13 protein-coding genes are annotated in these 13,961 nt (G+C 69.5%); 6 read left to right on the forward strand and 7 right to left on the reverse strand.

What is annotated here, in order from left to right:
• Positions 1-5 precede the first annotated feature (5 nt).
• Positions 6-1,082, forward strand: a complete 1,077-nt coding sequence (locus tag J2X21_RS22260; protein WP_310332282.1) for an alkene reductase — start codon at positions 6-8, stop codon at positions 1,080-1,082.
• Here the strand turns inward: J2X21_RS22260 and J2X21_RS22265 are convergent, their stop codons facing one another.
• Both J2X21_RS22265 and J2X21_RS22270 read right to left on the reverse strand, forming a co-directional pair.
• Complete coding sequence (locus J2X21_RS22265) at positions 1,083-2,210, reverse strand: right-handed parallel beta-helix repeat-containing protein (protein ID WP_310332284.1); 1,128 nt, start codon at positions 2,208-2,210, stop codon at positions 1,083-1,085. It lies immediately after the preceding gene.
• Positions 2,211-2,430: 220 nt separating this feature from the next.
• Positions 2,431-2,994 (reverse strand): MOSC domain-containing protein, encoded by a 564-nt coding sequence (locus tag J2X21_RS22270; RefSeq protein WP_310332285.1) that lies wholly within the window; start codon positions 2,992-2,994, stop codon positions 2,431-2,433.
• A gap of 105 nt (positions 2,995-3,099) precedes the next feature.
• Here J2X21_RS22270 and J2X21_RS22275 point away from each other — a divergent pair, with 105 nt between their 5' ends.
• Positions 3,100-4,359: a cation:proton antiporter gene (locus J2X21_RS22275; RefSeq protein ID WP_310332287.1), complete on the forward strand. Its 1,260-nt coding sequence runs from the start codon at positions 3,100-3,102 to the stop codon at positions 4,357-4,359.
• Positions 4,359-5,474, forward strand: a complete 1,116-nt coding sequence (locus J2X21_RS22280; protein WP_310332288.1) for a YbdK family carboxylate-amine ligase — start codon at positions 4,359-4,361, stop codon at positions 5,472-5,474. The genes J2X21_RS22275 and J2X21_RS22280 overlap by 1 nt, the downstream gene beginning before the upstream one ends.
• A 2-nt stretch (positions 5,475-5,476) precedes the next feature.
• On the opposite strand, the gene J2X21_RS22285 is transcribed toward J2X21_RS22280, so the two are convergent.
• Together J2X21_RS22285 and J2X21_RS22290 are read right to left on the reverse strand one after the other, a co-directional pair.
• Entirely contained in the window at positions 5,477-6,100 is a 624-nt protein-coding gene (locus J2X21_RS22285; protein ID WP_310332290.1) for a mechanosensitive ion channel family protein, read from the reverse strand.
• On the reverse strand, positions 6,097-6,966 hold the full coding sequence (locus J2X21_RS22290; protein WP_310332291.1) for a LysR family transcriptional regulator: 870 nt from the start codon (positions 6,964-6,966) through the stop codon (positions 6,097-6,099). The genes J2X21_RS22285 and J2X21_RS22290 overlap by 4 nt, the downstream gene beginning before the upstream one ends.
• Positions 6,967-7,041: 75 nt before the next feature.
• Between J2X21_RS22290 and J2X21_RS22295 the strand changes: the two genes are divergently transcribed.
• On the forward strand, positions 7,042-8,136 hold the full coding sequence (locus J2X21_RS22295) for a DMT family transporter (RefSeq protein WP_310332292.1): 1,095 nt from the start codon (positions 7,042-7,044) through the stop codon (positions 8,134-8,136).
• Positions 8,137-8,244: 108 nt separating this feature from the next.
• Here the strand turns inward: J2X21_RS22295 and J2X21_RS22300 are convergent, their stop codons facing one another.
• On the reverse strand, positions 8,245-8,571 hold the full coding sequence (locus J2X21_RS22300; RefSeq protein WP_310332293.1) for a hypothetical protein: 327 nt from the start codon (positions 8,569-8,571) through the stop codon (positions 8,245-8,247).
• Positions 8,572-8,710: 139 nt separating this feature from the next.
• On the opposite strand from J2X21_RS22300, the gene mnmH reads away from it, so the two are divergent.
• Complete coding sequence (mnmH, locus tag J2X21_RS22305; RefSeq protein ID WP_310332295.1) at positions 8,711-9,757, forward strand: tRNA 2-selenouridine(34) synthase MnmH; 1,047 nt, start codon at positions 8,711-8,713, stop codon at positions 9,755-9,757.
• Positions 9,754-10,821 (forward strand): selenide, water dikinase SelD, encoded by a 1,068-nt coding sequence (gene selD / locus J2X21_RS22310; protein ID WP_310332296.1) that lies wholly within the window; start codon positions 9,754-9,756, stop codon positions 10,819-10,821. The genes mnmH and selD overlap by 4 nt, the downstream gene beginning before the upstream one ends.
• A 6-nt stretch (positions 10,822-10,827) precedes the next feature.
• Here the strand turns inward: selD and J2X21_RS22315 are convergent, their stop codons facing one another.
• Positions 10,828-11,811, reverse strand: a complete 984-nt coding sequence (locus J2X21_RS22315) for a glycoside hydrolase family protein (protein ID WP_310332298.1) — start codon at positions 11,809-11,811, stop codon at positions 10,828-10,830.
• A 163-nt stretch (positions 11,812-11,974) separates the two neighbouring features.
• Positions 11,975-13,948, reverse strand: a complete 1,974-nt coding sequence (locus J2X21_RS22320) for an RICIN domain-containing protein (protein ID WP_310332300.1) — start codon at positions 13,946-13,948, stop codon at positions 11,975-11,977.
• Positions 13,949-13,961 lie beyond the last annotated feature (13 nt).

A 13,961-nucleotide genomic window follows, 5' to 3' on the forward strand; every position in this document is an offset into this window, starting at 1 on the left:
GCTCCATGACCACCCTGTTCGACCCCGTCCGTTTCGGCGACATCCAGCTGGCCAACCGCGTCGTCATGGCGCCGCTGACGCGCAACCGCTCGCCCAACCAGACGCCGCACGCGCTGACCGTCGAGTACTACCGCCAGCGCGCCAGTGCCGGCCTGCTGATCACCGAGGCCACGCAGATCCGCCCCGATGGCCAGGGCTATTTCGACACCCCGGGCATCCACTCGCCCGAGCAGATCGCCGGCTGGAAGCAGGTGACCGACGCGGTGCATGCCGAGGGCGGCAGGATCGTCGTGCAGCTGTGGCATGTGGGCCGCATCTCGGTGAACAGCCTGCAGCCGGGCGGGCAGCAGCCGGTGTCGTCCACGGCCCGCGCGGCCAAGAGCCGCACGTACGCGGCGCATGGCGAGCTGGTGCCCACGAGCGAGCCGCGCGCGCTGCGCACCGACGAGATTCCGCAGCTGATTGCCGACTATGTGCAGGCCGCAAAGAACGCCATCGCCGCCGGCTTTGACGGCGTGGAGGTGCATGGCGCCAACGGCTATCTGCTGGAGCAGTTCCTGCGCGACAGCGCCAACGACCGCACGGACGAATACGGCGGCTCCATCGCCAACCGCGCACGGCTGCTGATCGAGGTGATGACCGCCATCGCCAACACCATCGGCCCGGGCCGCACGGCGCTGCGCCTGAGCCCTGTCACGCCGGCCAACGACATCGGTCAGGACAGCGATCCGCAGGCCCTGTTCAACTACGTGGCCGACCAGCTCGCCCCGTTGAAGCTGGCGTTCCTGGAGGTGGTGGAAGGCGCCACCGGCGGCCCGCGCGACAACGCGCCCTTCGACTACGCCGAGCTGCGCCGCCGGTTCAAAGGCCCCTACATCGCCAACAACGGCTATGACCGCGCGATGGCACTGGACGCCGTCGCCAGCAACAAGGCCGACGCGGTGGCCATCGGCCGGCCCTTCATCAGCAACCCCGACCTGGTGGACCGCATGCGCGACAACCTGCCGTGGGCCGCGCCGCAGAAGGAGACCTTCTACGGCGGCGGTGCCGAGGGCTACACGGACTATCCGACCGCGGCCTGATCAAGACTGGAAGGCACCGGGGCTGCGCGCGGGACCGCTGAGCGCAACGGTGCCACGCGAATGCCGGTACTCGCGCGACGGGCTGAGCTTCAGCCCTTCGGCCTCACCCATGTCCTGCGCCTTGCCGCGCAGCGGGGAGCCGGGCTTGAGGCGGAAGTCCTCGCGCGACGCGCGCACGAACTCGTCCCAGTCGGCCGTGAAGTTGGCGCGCCGCGTCCAGTGGCCGTCCGCTGCCAGCTTGGGCGTGCCCACCAGCAGGTTGTTGGCCAGCATGACCTCGGCCTGTGGCGGCGTCACGCGCAGCCAGATGCCGCCGCTGGGCTTCTGGTCCACCAGCGTGTTGTTCACGAGGTAGAGCGCCTGCCTGGGCCATTTGGCGCCCTCCACGCCGAACGAGATCACATGCGGGTTCTCCGTCGTGGAGCTTTGCATGATGAGGTTGCCCATGACGACCGCCACGCCGCCGTTGGGGAACTCCAGCTCGTAGCTGGCGCGGCCGCCGATCTCGTCGGTCAGCCGGTTGTAGAGGATGTGGTTGACGGCGGCGCGGCTCTTCAGCAGATGGCCCAGCAGCCCGTGGTGGAAATAGCTGCCCGTGACGGCCAGGCGCTTGATCGCGCCCACGTAGAGGTTGTGCGTCGCGCCTTTGCGCAGCGGGATGGGGCCGAAGTCGCAGTCCACGATGTCCAGCTCCACGCTCTCGTCGTTGGACGTCAGCACGCCGTTCTCGTTGTCGCGGAAGCCGCAGTCCACCAAGGTCAGCGAGCCCGCCTCCAAGCGGATGCCGGCGCCGTTGCGGTCGGGCACCGTGCAGCCGATGAAGTCGAAGCCCTCGATGCGCATGCGTTGCCCGCGCGTGACGAACAAGGCCTTCCCTTGCGCATGGGCCCCGGCCGCGATGAGCTGCACCCGGCCGCCGACGGCGCGCAGCGTCAGGTCTTGCTGTGTCCATACGGCGACGTCGGCGACGTATTCGCCGGCGTCCACCTCGATGAGCATGCCGTCCTTGGCCTGGCGGGCTGCCGCGGCCAGCGACTTGACCGCATGGCTGGGCCCCACCTTCAACACCGGTCCGGCATGGGCCGCCAGCGGCAGCAAGCCGGCGAGCAGAAGCGACCGTCGTTTCATCGGCCTTGCGGGCCGAGCGCCGGGCCGCTCCCAAGCCGGCCCGCCCTGGCGATGTGCTCGCGGCTCGATGCCGCGGGCATCGCCGTCCCCTCGGGGGCTGAGGCCGGACACGCCAAGTCCTGTGGACTTGTCGTGCCTGCCGAAGCGCTGCGGCCACCGGTCGCAGCGCGGTCCCGACCAGGCACACCCGCGTTCAGCGCGGCGGGGTTGGGCGAGGGGCTCATGCCTTTTTCATCTTGGCTTTGAAAAGCTCCACGACACCGATCTCCCGCGCGCCTGGAATCAGCTCGAAGCTCTGGCCGGCGGCAATCGTGCCCTCACGCTTCACGGCCAGGTAGAAGCCGCAATAGCCGCTCTGCACCATCAGCTTGGCGGCCTGGTTGAAGCCCATGTGGGCGTTGAACTTGAAGCAGGGATAGCGCGGCTCCGACACGATGAGTTCGCAGTCCGGGAAGCGCAGCACATCGCCCAGCCAGACGCGGCTCTCCTGCAGGCCCAGCAGCGTCAGGTTCTCGCCGCAGTCGCCCGGCTGCAGCTCGCCCGCCACCTTGGCCTGGCCGCGCACCGTCTGCCAGAACGCGTAGTGCTCCTGCGGGTAGGCATAGACGGCCTTGGCGGGCCCGCCGTGCACGGTCGGGTCGGCCTGCTCGTCGCCGTCCAGGCCCAGCGGGCCAACGGCGACGGTGCCCGTGCGGGCGCGCTTGCGGATGGCCGAGTCCAGCGACTGGCCGTTGGTCGCAACGAAATGCTCGATGCGGGCGGTATTGACACTGACAAGCTGCATGAGCGCATTGTCCCGGACGCCGCCGCAGGGTCATTTCGGCGTCTTGGCCTACAAAGCAGCTTGTTACACCCAACTAGGCTTGGCCCAAACCTCAAGGGAGACTGCATGATTGCTCTGGACAGTGGGGCCCGCGTGTGGGCCGGACTGGCTGTCACTCCATCGAGCGAGTTGATGTTTGTCGTCGGCGTGCTGCTGGCCGGCGCGCTGGCCGGCGAGTTCATCGCCGCCACGACGCGGCTGCCGCGCGTGGTGGGCTACACCCTGGCCGGCTGCGTGGCCGCGCTGTTCGGCCAGGGCGTGGTGATGCCGCTGTCCGGCGCCGCGCAGATCGTCACGGACCTGGCTTTGGGCCTGCTGCTGTTCGAGATCGGCAGTCGCGTGCGGCTGAGTTGGCTGCGCCGCAACCCGGGCCTGGCGCTCACCAGCCTGCTGGAGGCCACGCTCAGCGCGTTGGCCGTGGCCTTCGTCATGCGGCTGTTCGATGTCGGCTGGCCCACGGCCATCGCCTGCGCCATCCTCGCGATGCCGGCGCCGGCCGCGGTGTCGGGCCGCGTTGCGCTGGAGCTGGGCGCCGAGGGCCAGGTCACGCAGCGCGCGTCGCTGCTGACCGCGCTGAACACCTTGTATGCCGTCGTCGCGCTGACACTGATGCGCACCTGGTGGGCCGCCGACGACGGCGGCAACCTGGGGCAGGCGCTGGCCGGCCTGTCCATCTCGCTGCTGACGACGCTGGGCGTGGCCGCGCTGCTGGCCGGGGGCACCTACCTGGCCGCACGCCGGCTGGACCTGCGCAACGAGAGCGCCGCTGTGCTTCTGTTCGGCCTGGTCGCGTTCTCCATCGTCGCGGCGCGCGCCATCGGCGTGTCCACGCTGCTGATGCCGCTGCTGGCCGGCCTGCTGCTGCGCAACACCAGCGAACGTCCCTGGGTGTGGCCACGCCACTTCGGCACGGTGGGAGCCGCGCTGGTGCTGATACTGTTCGTCATCGTCGGCTCGGCATGGACACCGCAGATCCTCGTCGCCGGCGGCTTCGCGGCGCTGGCGCTGCTGGTCACGCGCTTCGTCGCGAAGGCGGTGGCCATCGTCTCGCTGTCGCGCTGGTCGGGCGCCAGCCTGAAGCAAGGCCTGGCCCTGTCCATCACGATGACGCCGCTGTCCGCCACGGCGCTGGTCATGCTCAGCGAGCTGATGCGCGCCGAGCCCGAACTGGCCAAGGGCGCCGTGCCCATCATCCTGGCCAGCATCGCCGTGCTGGAACTGATCGGCCCCATCGCCGTGCAGTTCGCGCTGCGCCTGGCGGGCGAGCTGCCACCGGCGCCCAAGCGCTTCTGGCACCTGAAGCAGAACAAGAAGGAGGGCTCCTGATGAGCCTGGGCGAGTTTTCCAAATCCAAGCCGCTGACGCTGGGCGTCGAGCTGGAACTGCAGATCGTCAACAACGACGATTACGACCTCGCACCGGTGTCGGGCGACCTGCTGCGGCTGATGGAGAAGCACAAGATCCCGGGCGACGTGAAGCCCGAGATCACCAGCAGCATGATCGAGCTGTCCACCGGTGTCTGCGCCGACTACAACCAGGCGCTGTCGGAGCTGGGCCAGATCCGCGCAGCGCTGGTTCACTGCGCCGAGCGGCTGGACGTGAGCCTGTGCGGCGGCGGCACCCACCCCTACCAGCACTGGAAGCGCCAGCGCATCTTCGAGACGCCGCGCTTCCACGAGCTGTCGTCGCTGTACGGCTATCTGTCCAAGCAGTTCACCATCTTCGGCCAGCACGTGCACGTGGGCTGCCCCAGCGCCGATGAAGCGCTGGTGCTGCTGCACGGCATGAGCCGCTTCATCCCGCACCTGATCGCGCTGGCCGCGTCGTCGCCGTTCGTGCAGGGCGAGGACACCGGTTTCGACTCGGCGCGGCTGAACTCGGTGTTCGCGTTCCCGCTCAGCGGCCGCGCGCCGTTCGTGCAGACCTGGGACGACTTCGGCGTGTACTTCGACAAGATGACCCGCACCGGCGTGGTCTCGGGCATGAAGGACTTCTACTGGGACATCCGCCCGAAGCCCGAGTTCGGCACCATCGAGGTCCGCGTGCTGGACACGCCGCTGACCATCGAGAAGGCGGCCGCCATCGCCGGCTTCATCCAGTGCCTGGCGCACTGGATCACCGTGGAGAAGCCGTTCAAGCTCAGCGAGGACGACTACCTGCCCTACACCTTCAACCGCTTCCAGGCCTGCCGTTTCGGGCTGGACGGCACCTTCGTGGACCCCGAGACCGGCGAGCACCGCGTGCTTCGCGACGACCTGCTGGCCGTGCTGAGCCGCCTGGACGGCCACGCCGCCGACCTGCGCGCCGAGCCCGCGCTGCAATACCTGCGCCGCGAGATCGCGGGCTCGGGCAACGACGCGACCTGGCTGCGCCAGATCGAGGCCGACGAGCACCTGCTGGCCGAGGTGGTGCGCCGCGCGACGCGGCGCTGGCACGGCTGAGTTCAGCCGCCCTCGTGCTCGTCGACGCCCCGCGGCGCCGGGTCCTGGCGCTCGGCGGCCGCGCCGTGCCAACGGCGCAGCGTGCGCTGGAAGAACAGGCTGTTGGGCAGCTGCAGACTGACGCCGTCCTGCAGGTCGCCGCTTTCCTGCAAGGTCGTGTAGACCATGTTGATGTCCATGACCCGGCCCTTCACACCCACCGTGTGGCCGGGTTCCAGCAGCTCCACGACGTCGCCGATGCGAAAGGCCCGCGTCACGTAGATCAGCAGCGTGCAGAACAGGTTGGACAGCACGCTCCAGGCGGCAAAGAAGGCCACCGCACCCACGGTGGCAAAGCCCGTGAACGCCGTCCACAGCACGGCGCCCGACACGCCCATGCGCTCCAGCGCCCACAGCAGCGCACCGGCATAGACCAGCACGGCCACCACGCGCAGGAAGATGTCCGTCACGTGCAGGGGCAGGCCATACGAGGCGGTCAGGCGGCGCATCAGCTGGCGCATGACCCGCATCAGCAGCCACGCGATCAGCACGATGAGCGTGACCTCGAGCGTGGGCACCAGGATGTCCAGCCAGTCGGCCGCCCAGGCGGGCAGGCGATCGTGCAGTGCTTGAAGAATCTTTCTCATGGGGCCGCCAGTGTCGCCTGCCTCAGCGTCTGCACCAGCATCTGCTGCAGGCTGTCCACCGCCTTGTTGCCCTTGGACGCCTGGCTGCGGTAGACGGCCACCTCCATGGGCGCCAGCGGCCCCAGGCCATGCTCGGCACCCAGCCGCTGCAGGTGCGGCGGCGCGCTGCATTGCGTCAGCACAGCCACGGCCAGGCCGGCCTCCACGGCAGCGATCTGGCCGGCCAGGCTGGAGCTGTTGTAGACGATGCGGTAACGCCGGCCCTGCAGCGCCAGCGCGTTGATCGCGCTGCGCCGGCCCAGGCTGGCCTCCTCGTAGACGGCGATGGGCAGCGGGTCGCGCGTCCACACGTCGAACTGCGGCGAGCCCACCCACACCATGGGCTCATGGAACAGCAGCGTGCCGCGCCGGGCGTGGTCGCGCGACACCAGCGCCAGATCCAGCTCGCCACGCTGCACGCGCGGGATCAGCGCGGTGGACTGCTCGCAGTCCAGCTGGATCTCCACGCCGCCGTGGCGCGGCGCGAAGCGCTTCAGCACCGGCGTCAGGTACTGGCTCGCGTAGTCGTCGGGTACGCCCAGCCGCACGACGCCGGAGATGGATTCGCCATGCAGCGCGGCCTGCGCCTCGGCCTGCAGGTCCAGCATGCGCCGCGCATAGCCCAGCAGCGTCTGGCCCTCGTGCGTCAGCTGCAGCAGCCGCGGCCCGCGCAGCAGCAGCGCATGGCCCACGGCGTCCTCCAGCTTCTTGATCTGCATGCTGACGGCCGACTGCGAGCGATGAACCTCACCGGCCGCGCCGGACAGCGAGCCGGCGTCCACCGTGGCGACGAAACACTGGAGCCAGTCGATCTGCAAGTCGCGCATTGGATTCGATAAGCGAATGGTTGCCAGGCAAATTATGAGCTTTTCGATTTCATGCCGCACACACACAGTGAGGCCATGTCGTCTCTTGTCACGCCTTCGCCCGCCCCGCTGGATGGCCGCGCCAGCGGCCTGATGCTGCTGCTGTGCCTGACCTGGGGCCTGCAGCAGATCTCGCTGAAGACGGTGGCCGATGTGGCCAGCCCCATGCTGATGGTGGCGCTGCGCTCGGGCATCGCGGCGCTGCTGCTGGCCCTGCTGATGGGCCGCCGTGGCGAGCGGCTGGCACGCGAGCGCTGGGCCCTCGGCGCGGCCGCGGGCGCGCTGTTTGCGCTGGAGTACCTGCTGGTCAGCCAGGCGCTGCAATGGACGCAGGCCTCGCACGTGGTCGTGTTCCTGTACTCGGCACCGCTGTTCGCGGCGCTGGGCCTGCACTGGCGGCTGCCGGCGGAGCGGCTGGGCGTGCGGCAATGGGGCGGCATCGCGCTGGCGTTTGGTGGCATCGTGGTGGCCTTCCTGGGCGGTGAGCCGCAAAACAGCAGCAGCCTGTGGGGCGACCTGCTGGCGCTTGGCGCCGCGCTGTGCTGGGCCGCCACGACGATCACGATCCGCTGCACGCGACTGGCCGACGCGCCGGCCACGGAGACGCTGCAGTACCAGTTGCTGGGTGCCTTCGCGCTGCTGCTGCCGGCCACCGCGCTGACGGGCCAATGGCAGTTCGATGCCGCCAGCGTGCGGGTCTGGGCGCACCTGGGGTTTCAGGCGCTGGTGGTGTCGTTCGCGAGCTTCCTGGCCTGGTGCTGGCTGCTGCGCCACTACCTCGCGTCGCGGCTGGGGGTGTTCTCGTTCCTGACGCCGCTGTTCGGCGTGCTGCTGGGCGCCTGGCTGCTGGGGGAGCGGCTGGAACCGGCCTTCATCGCCGGCAGCGCCGCGGTGCTGGCGGGCATCGTGGCGGTCAGCCTGCGCGCGGTCGCGCCAGCGCCCTCACGTCATCGCGTTCGGGAACGCGGGCTGGTCTTGGGTGCCGGCTCGGCGGCGGGGCTGGCGCGGTTCACCAGCGTCTGCCGCAGGCGCTTCAATGTGCGCCTGAGCACGTTTACCTCGGTGCGCGTCGGGAAGGGCACCGGATCGACGGGTGCGGCCTCGTCGATCTCAGCCAGTCGGGACCAATGAAAGCTGTGAGTCATGGTCGCGTCCTCCGGGGGTGGTCGCAGAGCGATGTTGATCGGTTGGCGACACTGCAGTTGTAGGACGACCGCGCGTCGCTGGCAAGAGGGCAACTCAGGGCTGCGCCGGCTCCACGCGACGGGGCCGCCAGCATGCGATCAACTGGCGCGCCAGCGCCGGCAGCTCGCCCCGGCCCACGCGCTTGGCGAAGCCGAAGCGCTCGCCGGCATAGATGCGGTCGTAGGCCAGCCGCGAAACATGCGCGGGCCAGCCCTGGGCCGCCATCAGCGCGGAGAAGCGCTCCAGCTGCTGCAGCTCGACCTGCACGGGTCGTTCCTCGCAGCGCACCGCTTCGTCGACGACAAGGCGGCCTTGCTCGCCGCGGATGCGGCGCGGGCCGAAGCTGGGCAGCGGAACGGGACGGCGGTGGCGGGACTTCATGGCCGCGACTATGGGACCGGCCCTCTGCGGGCCCGCGTCAATAAAGCACCGCTTGCGGCGTCTTCGCCGCCTCACGGCCACGCCGGCGCCGCAAGCGTGGTTTTGGTCACACCGGGCACGGTGTAACCTCGCCCACCCCATGAGTCACAAGCCCACCACCGTGGCCGATCTGGACGAGTTCACCGTCCTCATCGACGCACGTTCGCCAGCGGAGTACGCGCTGGACCACATCCCGGGCGCCATCAACTGCCCCGTGCTGGATGACGAGGAGCGGCGCATCGTCGGCACCATCTATGTGCAGCAGTCGGCCTTCGAGGCACGCAAGATCGGTGGCGCTTTTGTTGCACGCAACATCGCCCGTCATCTGGACGAGCTGTTCCGCGACAAGTCCAAGGACTGGCGGCCCCTCGTCTACTGCTGGCGCGGCGGCATGCGCAGCGGCAGCTTCGTCAACTGGCTGAGGCTGGTGGGCTGGGACGCGCAACAACTCAAGGGCGGCTACAAGGCCTGGCGCGCGCACGTCATCGAGCAGATCGCGCAGCGCGCGCCGGCGCTGGACCTGCGCGTGCTGTGCGGCCCCACCGGCAGCGCCAAGACGCGCGTGCTGCAGGCGCTGGCCGAGCAAGGCGAGCAGGTGCTGGACCTGGAAGACCTGGCCGCGCACCGCGGCTCCGTGCTGGGCGCCGTGCCGGGGCGGCCGCAGCCGTCGCAAAAAGGCTTCGAGACCCAGCTGATGCACCGCCTGGGCGGCCTGGACCCGACGCGGCGCGTCTGGGTGGAAGCTGAAAGCCGGCGCATCGGCCGCATCAGCGTGCCCGAGCCGCTGCTCCAACGGCTGCGCGAAAGCCCGGTCGTGGAGATCGCTGCATCGCCCACGGCCCGGCTCGCCTACCTGCTGCGCGACTACGCCTGGCTGGGGGACGACCGCCAGGCGCTGGCCGACAAGCTGGGCAGCCTGCGCGAGCTGCTGCCCAAGGAGGTGTTGGCCCAATGGCAGGCCTGGGCGCTGGACGGCGCGCTGACGCCGCTGTTCGAGGCCTTGATGGCCCGCCACTACGACCCGCTGTACGCCCGCTCGCAAGGGCGCCACCTGGCCCGCCTGCCCAACGCGCAGCGCGTGGAATGCGAGGATCTGTCCGACACCGGCATCCAGCATCTGGCCGCCCGCATCGCCCAACTGCCATGACCACCACACCGCCTCCCGTCCCCCGCCTGACCTCGCTGTCCCACGGCGGTGGCTGCGGCTGCAAGATCGCGCCCGGCGTTCTCAGCGAGATCCTGAAGAACACCGCCCGGCTGCCGGTGCCGCCGCAGCTGCTGGTGGGCATAGAAACGGCGGACGACGCGGCCGTCTACCAGCTCACCGACGACATCGCGCTGATCGCGACGACCGACTTCTTCATGCCCATCGTCGACGACCCGTTCGACTTCGGGCGCATTGCCGCCACCAACGCCATCAGCGATGTCTACGCGATGGGCGGCAAGCCCATCATGGCGCTGGCCCTCGTGGGCATGCCCGTCAACGTGCTGCCGGTCGATGTGATCGGCCGAATCCTCGCGGGCGGCGAGTCGGTCTGCGCGGCGGCCGGCATTCCCATCGCGGGCGGCCACACCATCGATTCGGTGGAGGCCATCTACGGCCTGGTCGCGCTGGGCGTGGTGCACCCGAAGCGAGTCAAGCGCAATGCCGATGCGCGCGCGGGCGACCGGCTGGTGCTGGGCAAGCCGCTGGGCGTGGGGGTGATGTCGGCCGCGCTGAAAAAGGAAGCCCTGTCCGCCGACGGCTATGCGCGGATGGTGGCCACCACCACGCAGCTCAACACGCCCGGCCCCGACCTGGCGGCGCTGGACGGCGTGCATGCGATGACCGACGTGACCGGCTTCGGCCTGGCCGGCCATGCGCTGGAACTGGCACGCGGCGCCGGCGCCTGCGTGGACATCGCCTGGGCCCGTGTGCCGTTGCTGCCGCAGGTGCGCGAGCTGGCGGAGGCCGGCTTCGTCACCGGCGCGTCGGCGCGCAACTGGGCCGGCTATGGCGCCGAGGTGCAGCTGCCCGACGGCTTCACCGCGACCGACCGCGCGCTGCTGACCGATCCGCAGACCAGCGGCGGCCTGCTGGTGTCCTGCGATGCGGCGGCCGTGGACGAAGTGCTGGCGGTGTTCCGCCGCCACGGGTTTGCCGCGGCGGCGGAGATCGGCTCGGTGGAGGCGCCCGGCGGCAACGACGCGCCGCGCCTGAGGCTGCGTTAGGCCCGCCTATTCGGGATAGGCCTTCAGCAAGGCATCCATCTGCGCCTTGGTGACGGCCATCATGAAGCCGTGGCGCAGCGTGGCCGGCATCTCGAAGCGGTTCCACTCCTTGACGCCCGAGTTGCCCCAGACCTCGATCCAGGGCCCTTCCAGCCGCGGCGCCATCGACAAGCCGTAGCTGGTGCCGGCGTACTGCTCGTAGTACATCAACCAGTCCTGCCCATTGGGCGCGCGGATCAGCGTGGGCGCCTCGCGGAAGGCCGGGCTCAGCGGCGGGCCGGGCTCGGGGTACGGCCCCAGCAGGTTCGCGCCGCAACTCATGCGCACGGTCTTGCCGGTGGTCCAGATGTACGAAGGGAAACGCTCGTCCTTGACGACCGCGCAGTAGCCGCCGGCCGGGTTGTCGACGAGGAACACGTCGATGGTGGCCATGTCCCAGTCGAACAGGCGCCTGGGCGCCGCCTTGAACTCGCGCAGGTCCGGCGACGTGACGTACAGCGTGCGCTGGCTGGACCAGTAGCGCTCGGGGTCGTCCGTCGAACCCGGCACGTTCGGCGTGTGCCACATCAGCACGAACTGTTTCGACGGTCTGTCGAAGAACAGCTTGGGCGCACCGATGCGCTGCAGCGTGTGCGGATGGCCCTTGACGCCTGACAGGTCGGGTTTGTAGGTGCCGAACTTGGTCCACTTCACCAGGTCGTCGGACACCCAGAAGCGGATCTCCGGGTCGTCGTCGCTCTGGTTGCCGACAAGGTAGTAGCGGCCATCGCCGCCCTGCACGATGAAGGGGTGGCCGTGGTACTCCTCGTTGACGGCCTTGCCCTTGTTCAGGCGCTTCCAGTGCAGGCCGTCGGTGCTGACGGCGTAGTGCAGCACGCCGTAGCGGGCATGCGTCATGTGGGCGAACAGGTAGCCGCCAGGGGCGGGCTCGGCCGCATGGGCCACGCCTGCAGCAAGCAGCAGGCCGGCGAGCCAGGTTTTCAACTTCATCATCGATCTCCTTCTGATTTGCGGGCCGAGCGCCGGGCCGCTCCCAAGCCGGCCCGTCTGGCGATGTGCATGCGGCTCGATGCCGCATGCATCGCCGTCCCCTCGGGGGACCGACCAGGCGTGCCGGCGTTCAGCCGGAGCAAGACTGGGCGAGGGGCGCGCGTCACGGTGCCGAAAGCTGCCAACGCTGGCAATCGCCGCCGAGCCATTCCCACTGGGCCACGTTGGCACCGTTGGCTGTCGAGCAGCCGGCCACGTCCAGCACGCGGCCGCTGTGCTTGTTGATGACGCGCACATAGCCGCTGCCCACGTTCTCTATGCCCCAGCGCTGCGCGGCCGCGTTGTTGGCGGTCCACTGGCGCACGTTGGCACCCATCTGCAGCGACGCGTCCTGCAGGTCCATCTTCAGGCCGCTGTTGACCGACGTGAACTCGTAGAAGCCGTCGGCCGTCTGCGCGACGTTCCAGCGCTGGCAGTTGGCGCCGCTGTACGGCCACTGCTGCACGTTGCCGCCGGCGGCGGTGGAGCAGGCATTCACGTCCAGCGCCTGGGTGCTGTGCTTGGCGATGACCTTGTAGGTCGCGTTGGCCACCGAGTTGGGGCTGACGCGCTCGAAACGCCATCGCTGGCAGTCGCCGCCAATCCACGTCCACTGCTGCACGTTGGCGCTCGTCGCCGTGGAGCAGGCGTTCACGTCCAGCACGAGGTTGCTGTTGTGGTTGATGACGCGAAAGTGGCCGTCGCCCACGGGCTCGATGCGCCACTTCTGGCAGTTCAGGCCATTGGCGGTGTACTGCTGCACATTGCCGCCCGCTGCCGTGGAGCAGCCGTTCACGTCCAGCGCCTGGCCGCTGTGCTGCGCGGTGATGGTGTAGATGCCGTTGGCCGCGTTGGTGACCTTCCAGCGCTGGCAGTCGCCGCCTATCCACGTGTACTGCGCCACGTTGGCGCCCGGCGTCGTGGCGCAGCCGGCCACGTCCAGCACCTGGTTGCTGTGCTTGGCGACGATGCGGTAGACGCCGTCGGCCACGGGGTGGTGCAGTGGCGCGCTGGCGAACTGCATGCGGCAGCCCAGGTTGGCCATCTGCAGCACGCGCTGGTTGTCGCTGGAGGCCAGCAGCTGCGCGCTGTAGTTGGTGCAGGCGTCACCGCCGGTCAGGATGGGCGTGGCCAGCGGCGTGGCGGCTTCGGTCCACGGCCCCGCCGCGCCGTTGGTGCTGAAGAAGTAGACGCGGCCCGTCGCATCCTCGTTGATGCTGTTGTTGCTGTTGCGCTTCAGCACCTGGGCGGTCAGCAGCAGGCGGCCCTGCGGGCTGCCGTCGTTCATCCACGTGATGGTGGGCGTGTGGCTGAAGTGGTGGCCGGCGGTGGACTCCACCCGCTGCCCCAAGTTGCTGGCCGTGCCCCAGCTGCTGCCGTTGCTGGACGTGCGCGTGTAGACGTCGCAGGCGCGCGAGCCGCAGATCTCGTAGCTCATCACGTAGCTGCCGTTCGGCAGCTTGCGCACGACCGGCATGCCGGGGCGCAGGTCGCCGCCGTCGCTGATGGCCACGTCGAACACGTCGGCGCCCCAGGTCAGGCCACCGTCGGTGGAGACCTTGTGCGCGATGAGCTGGTTGTAGCCGCCGGCCTTGTACTCCTCGGTGGCATAGAACATCACGAGCCGGCCGGCGCTGTCGACGGTGAACTCGGGCTCCCAGATGCCGGTGCTGCCGGTGGCGGCCACGGCGTGCTGTGTCCAGGTGCGGCCCTGGTTGGTGCTGCGGTAGATGCGCAGCGCGAAGGCCGTGCCGTTGCGGCCGGTGGTGGCCCAGAACAGCGTGCCCGCCGCGGTGCTGCCCAGTTGCTGTGGCACTTCCCACAACCCGCTGCAGCAGTGCCAGGGTTCGGGCACCGTGATGCTGCCGACCTGGGTCCACGTCGCGCCGTCGTTGGTGCTCTCGTAGATGACCGACTGGCTGCCGTTGAAGTCGTGCGATGCGATGAGCCGGCCGTTGGCGCCGCCGCTGGCGGCCAGCCGGATCATGCGCGGGTAAAAGCTGTCCTGCGTCGTGTTCAGCACCGTCTCGGCCGCGCGGGCCGGGGTGCCAAGCAGCAGCGCGCACAGCGCCATCGTCAATACATAGAACGCTCTCATGCCTGTCTCCTGT

The organism is Roseateles asaccharophilus (assembly GCF_031458115.1).
Classification (GTDB): Bacteria; Pseudomonadota; Gammaproteobacteria; order Burkholderiales; family Burkholderiaceae_C; genus Pelomonas; species Pelomonas asaccharophilus_A.

Bases quoted from the DNA above. Each gene is read 5' to 3' on its own strand.
- J2X21_RS22260 (WP_310332282.1), top strand. From the start codon at position 6: ATGACCACCCTGTTCGACCCCGTCCGTTTCGGCGACATCCAGCTGGCC.
- J2X21_RS22265 (WP_310332284.1), bottom strand. From the start codon at position 2,210: ATGAAACGACGGTCGCTTCTGCTCGCCGGCTTGCTGCCGCTGGCGGCC.
- J2X21_RS22270 (WP_310332285.1), bottom strand. From the start codon at position 2,994: ATGCAGCTTGTCAGTGTCAATACCGCCCGCATCGAGCATTTCGTTGCG.
- J2X21_RS22275 (WP_310332287.1), top strand. From the start codon at position 3,100: ATGATTGCTCTGGACAGTGGGGCCCGCGTGTGGGCCGGACTGGCTGTC.
- J2X21_RS22280 (WP_310332288.1), top strand. From the start codon at position 4,359: ATGAGCCTGGGCGAGTTTTCCAAATCCAAGCCGCTGACGCTGGGCGTC.
- J2X21_RS22285 (WP_310332290.1), bottom strand. From the start codon at position 6,100: ATGAGAAAGATTCTTCAAGCACTGCACGATCGCCTGCCCGCCTGGGCG.
- J2X21_RS22290 (WP_310332291.1), bottom strand. From the start codon at position 6,966: ATGCGCGACTTGCAGATCGACTGGCTCCAGTGTTTCGTCGCCACGGTG.
- J2X21_RS22295 (WP_310332292.1), top strand. From the start codon at position 7,042: ATGTCGTCTCTTGTCACGCCTTCGCCCGCCCCGCTGGATGGCCGCGCC.
- J2X21_RS22300 (WP_310332293.1), bottom strand. From the start codon at position 8,571: ATGAAGTCCCGCCACCGCCGTCCCGTTCCGCTGCCCAGCTTCGGCCCG.
- mnmH (WP_310332295.1), top strand. From the start codon at position 8,711: ATGAGTCACAAGCCCACCACCGTGGCCGATCTGGACGAGTTCACCGTC.
- selD (WP_310332296.1), top strand. From the start codon at position 9,754: ATGACCACCACACCGCCTCCCGTCCCCCGCCTGACCTCGCTGTCCCAC.
- J2X21_RS22315 (WP_310332298.1), bottom strand. From the start codon at position 11,811: ATGAAGTTGAAAACCTGGCTCGCCGGCCTGCTGCTTGCTGCAGGCGTG.
- J2X21_RS22320 (WP_310332300.1), bottom strand. From the start codon at position 13,948: ATGAGAGCGTTCTATGTATTGACGATGGCGCTGTGCGCGCTGCTGCTT.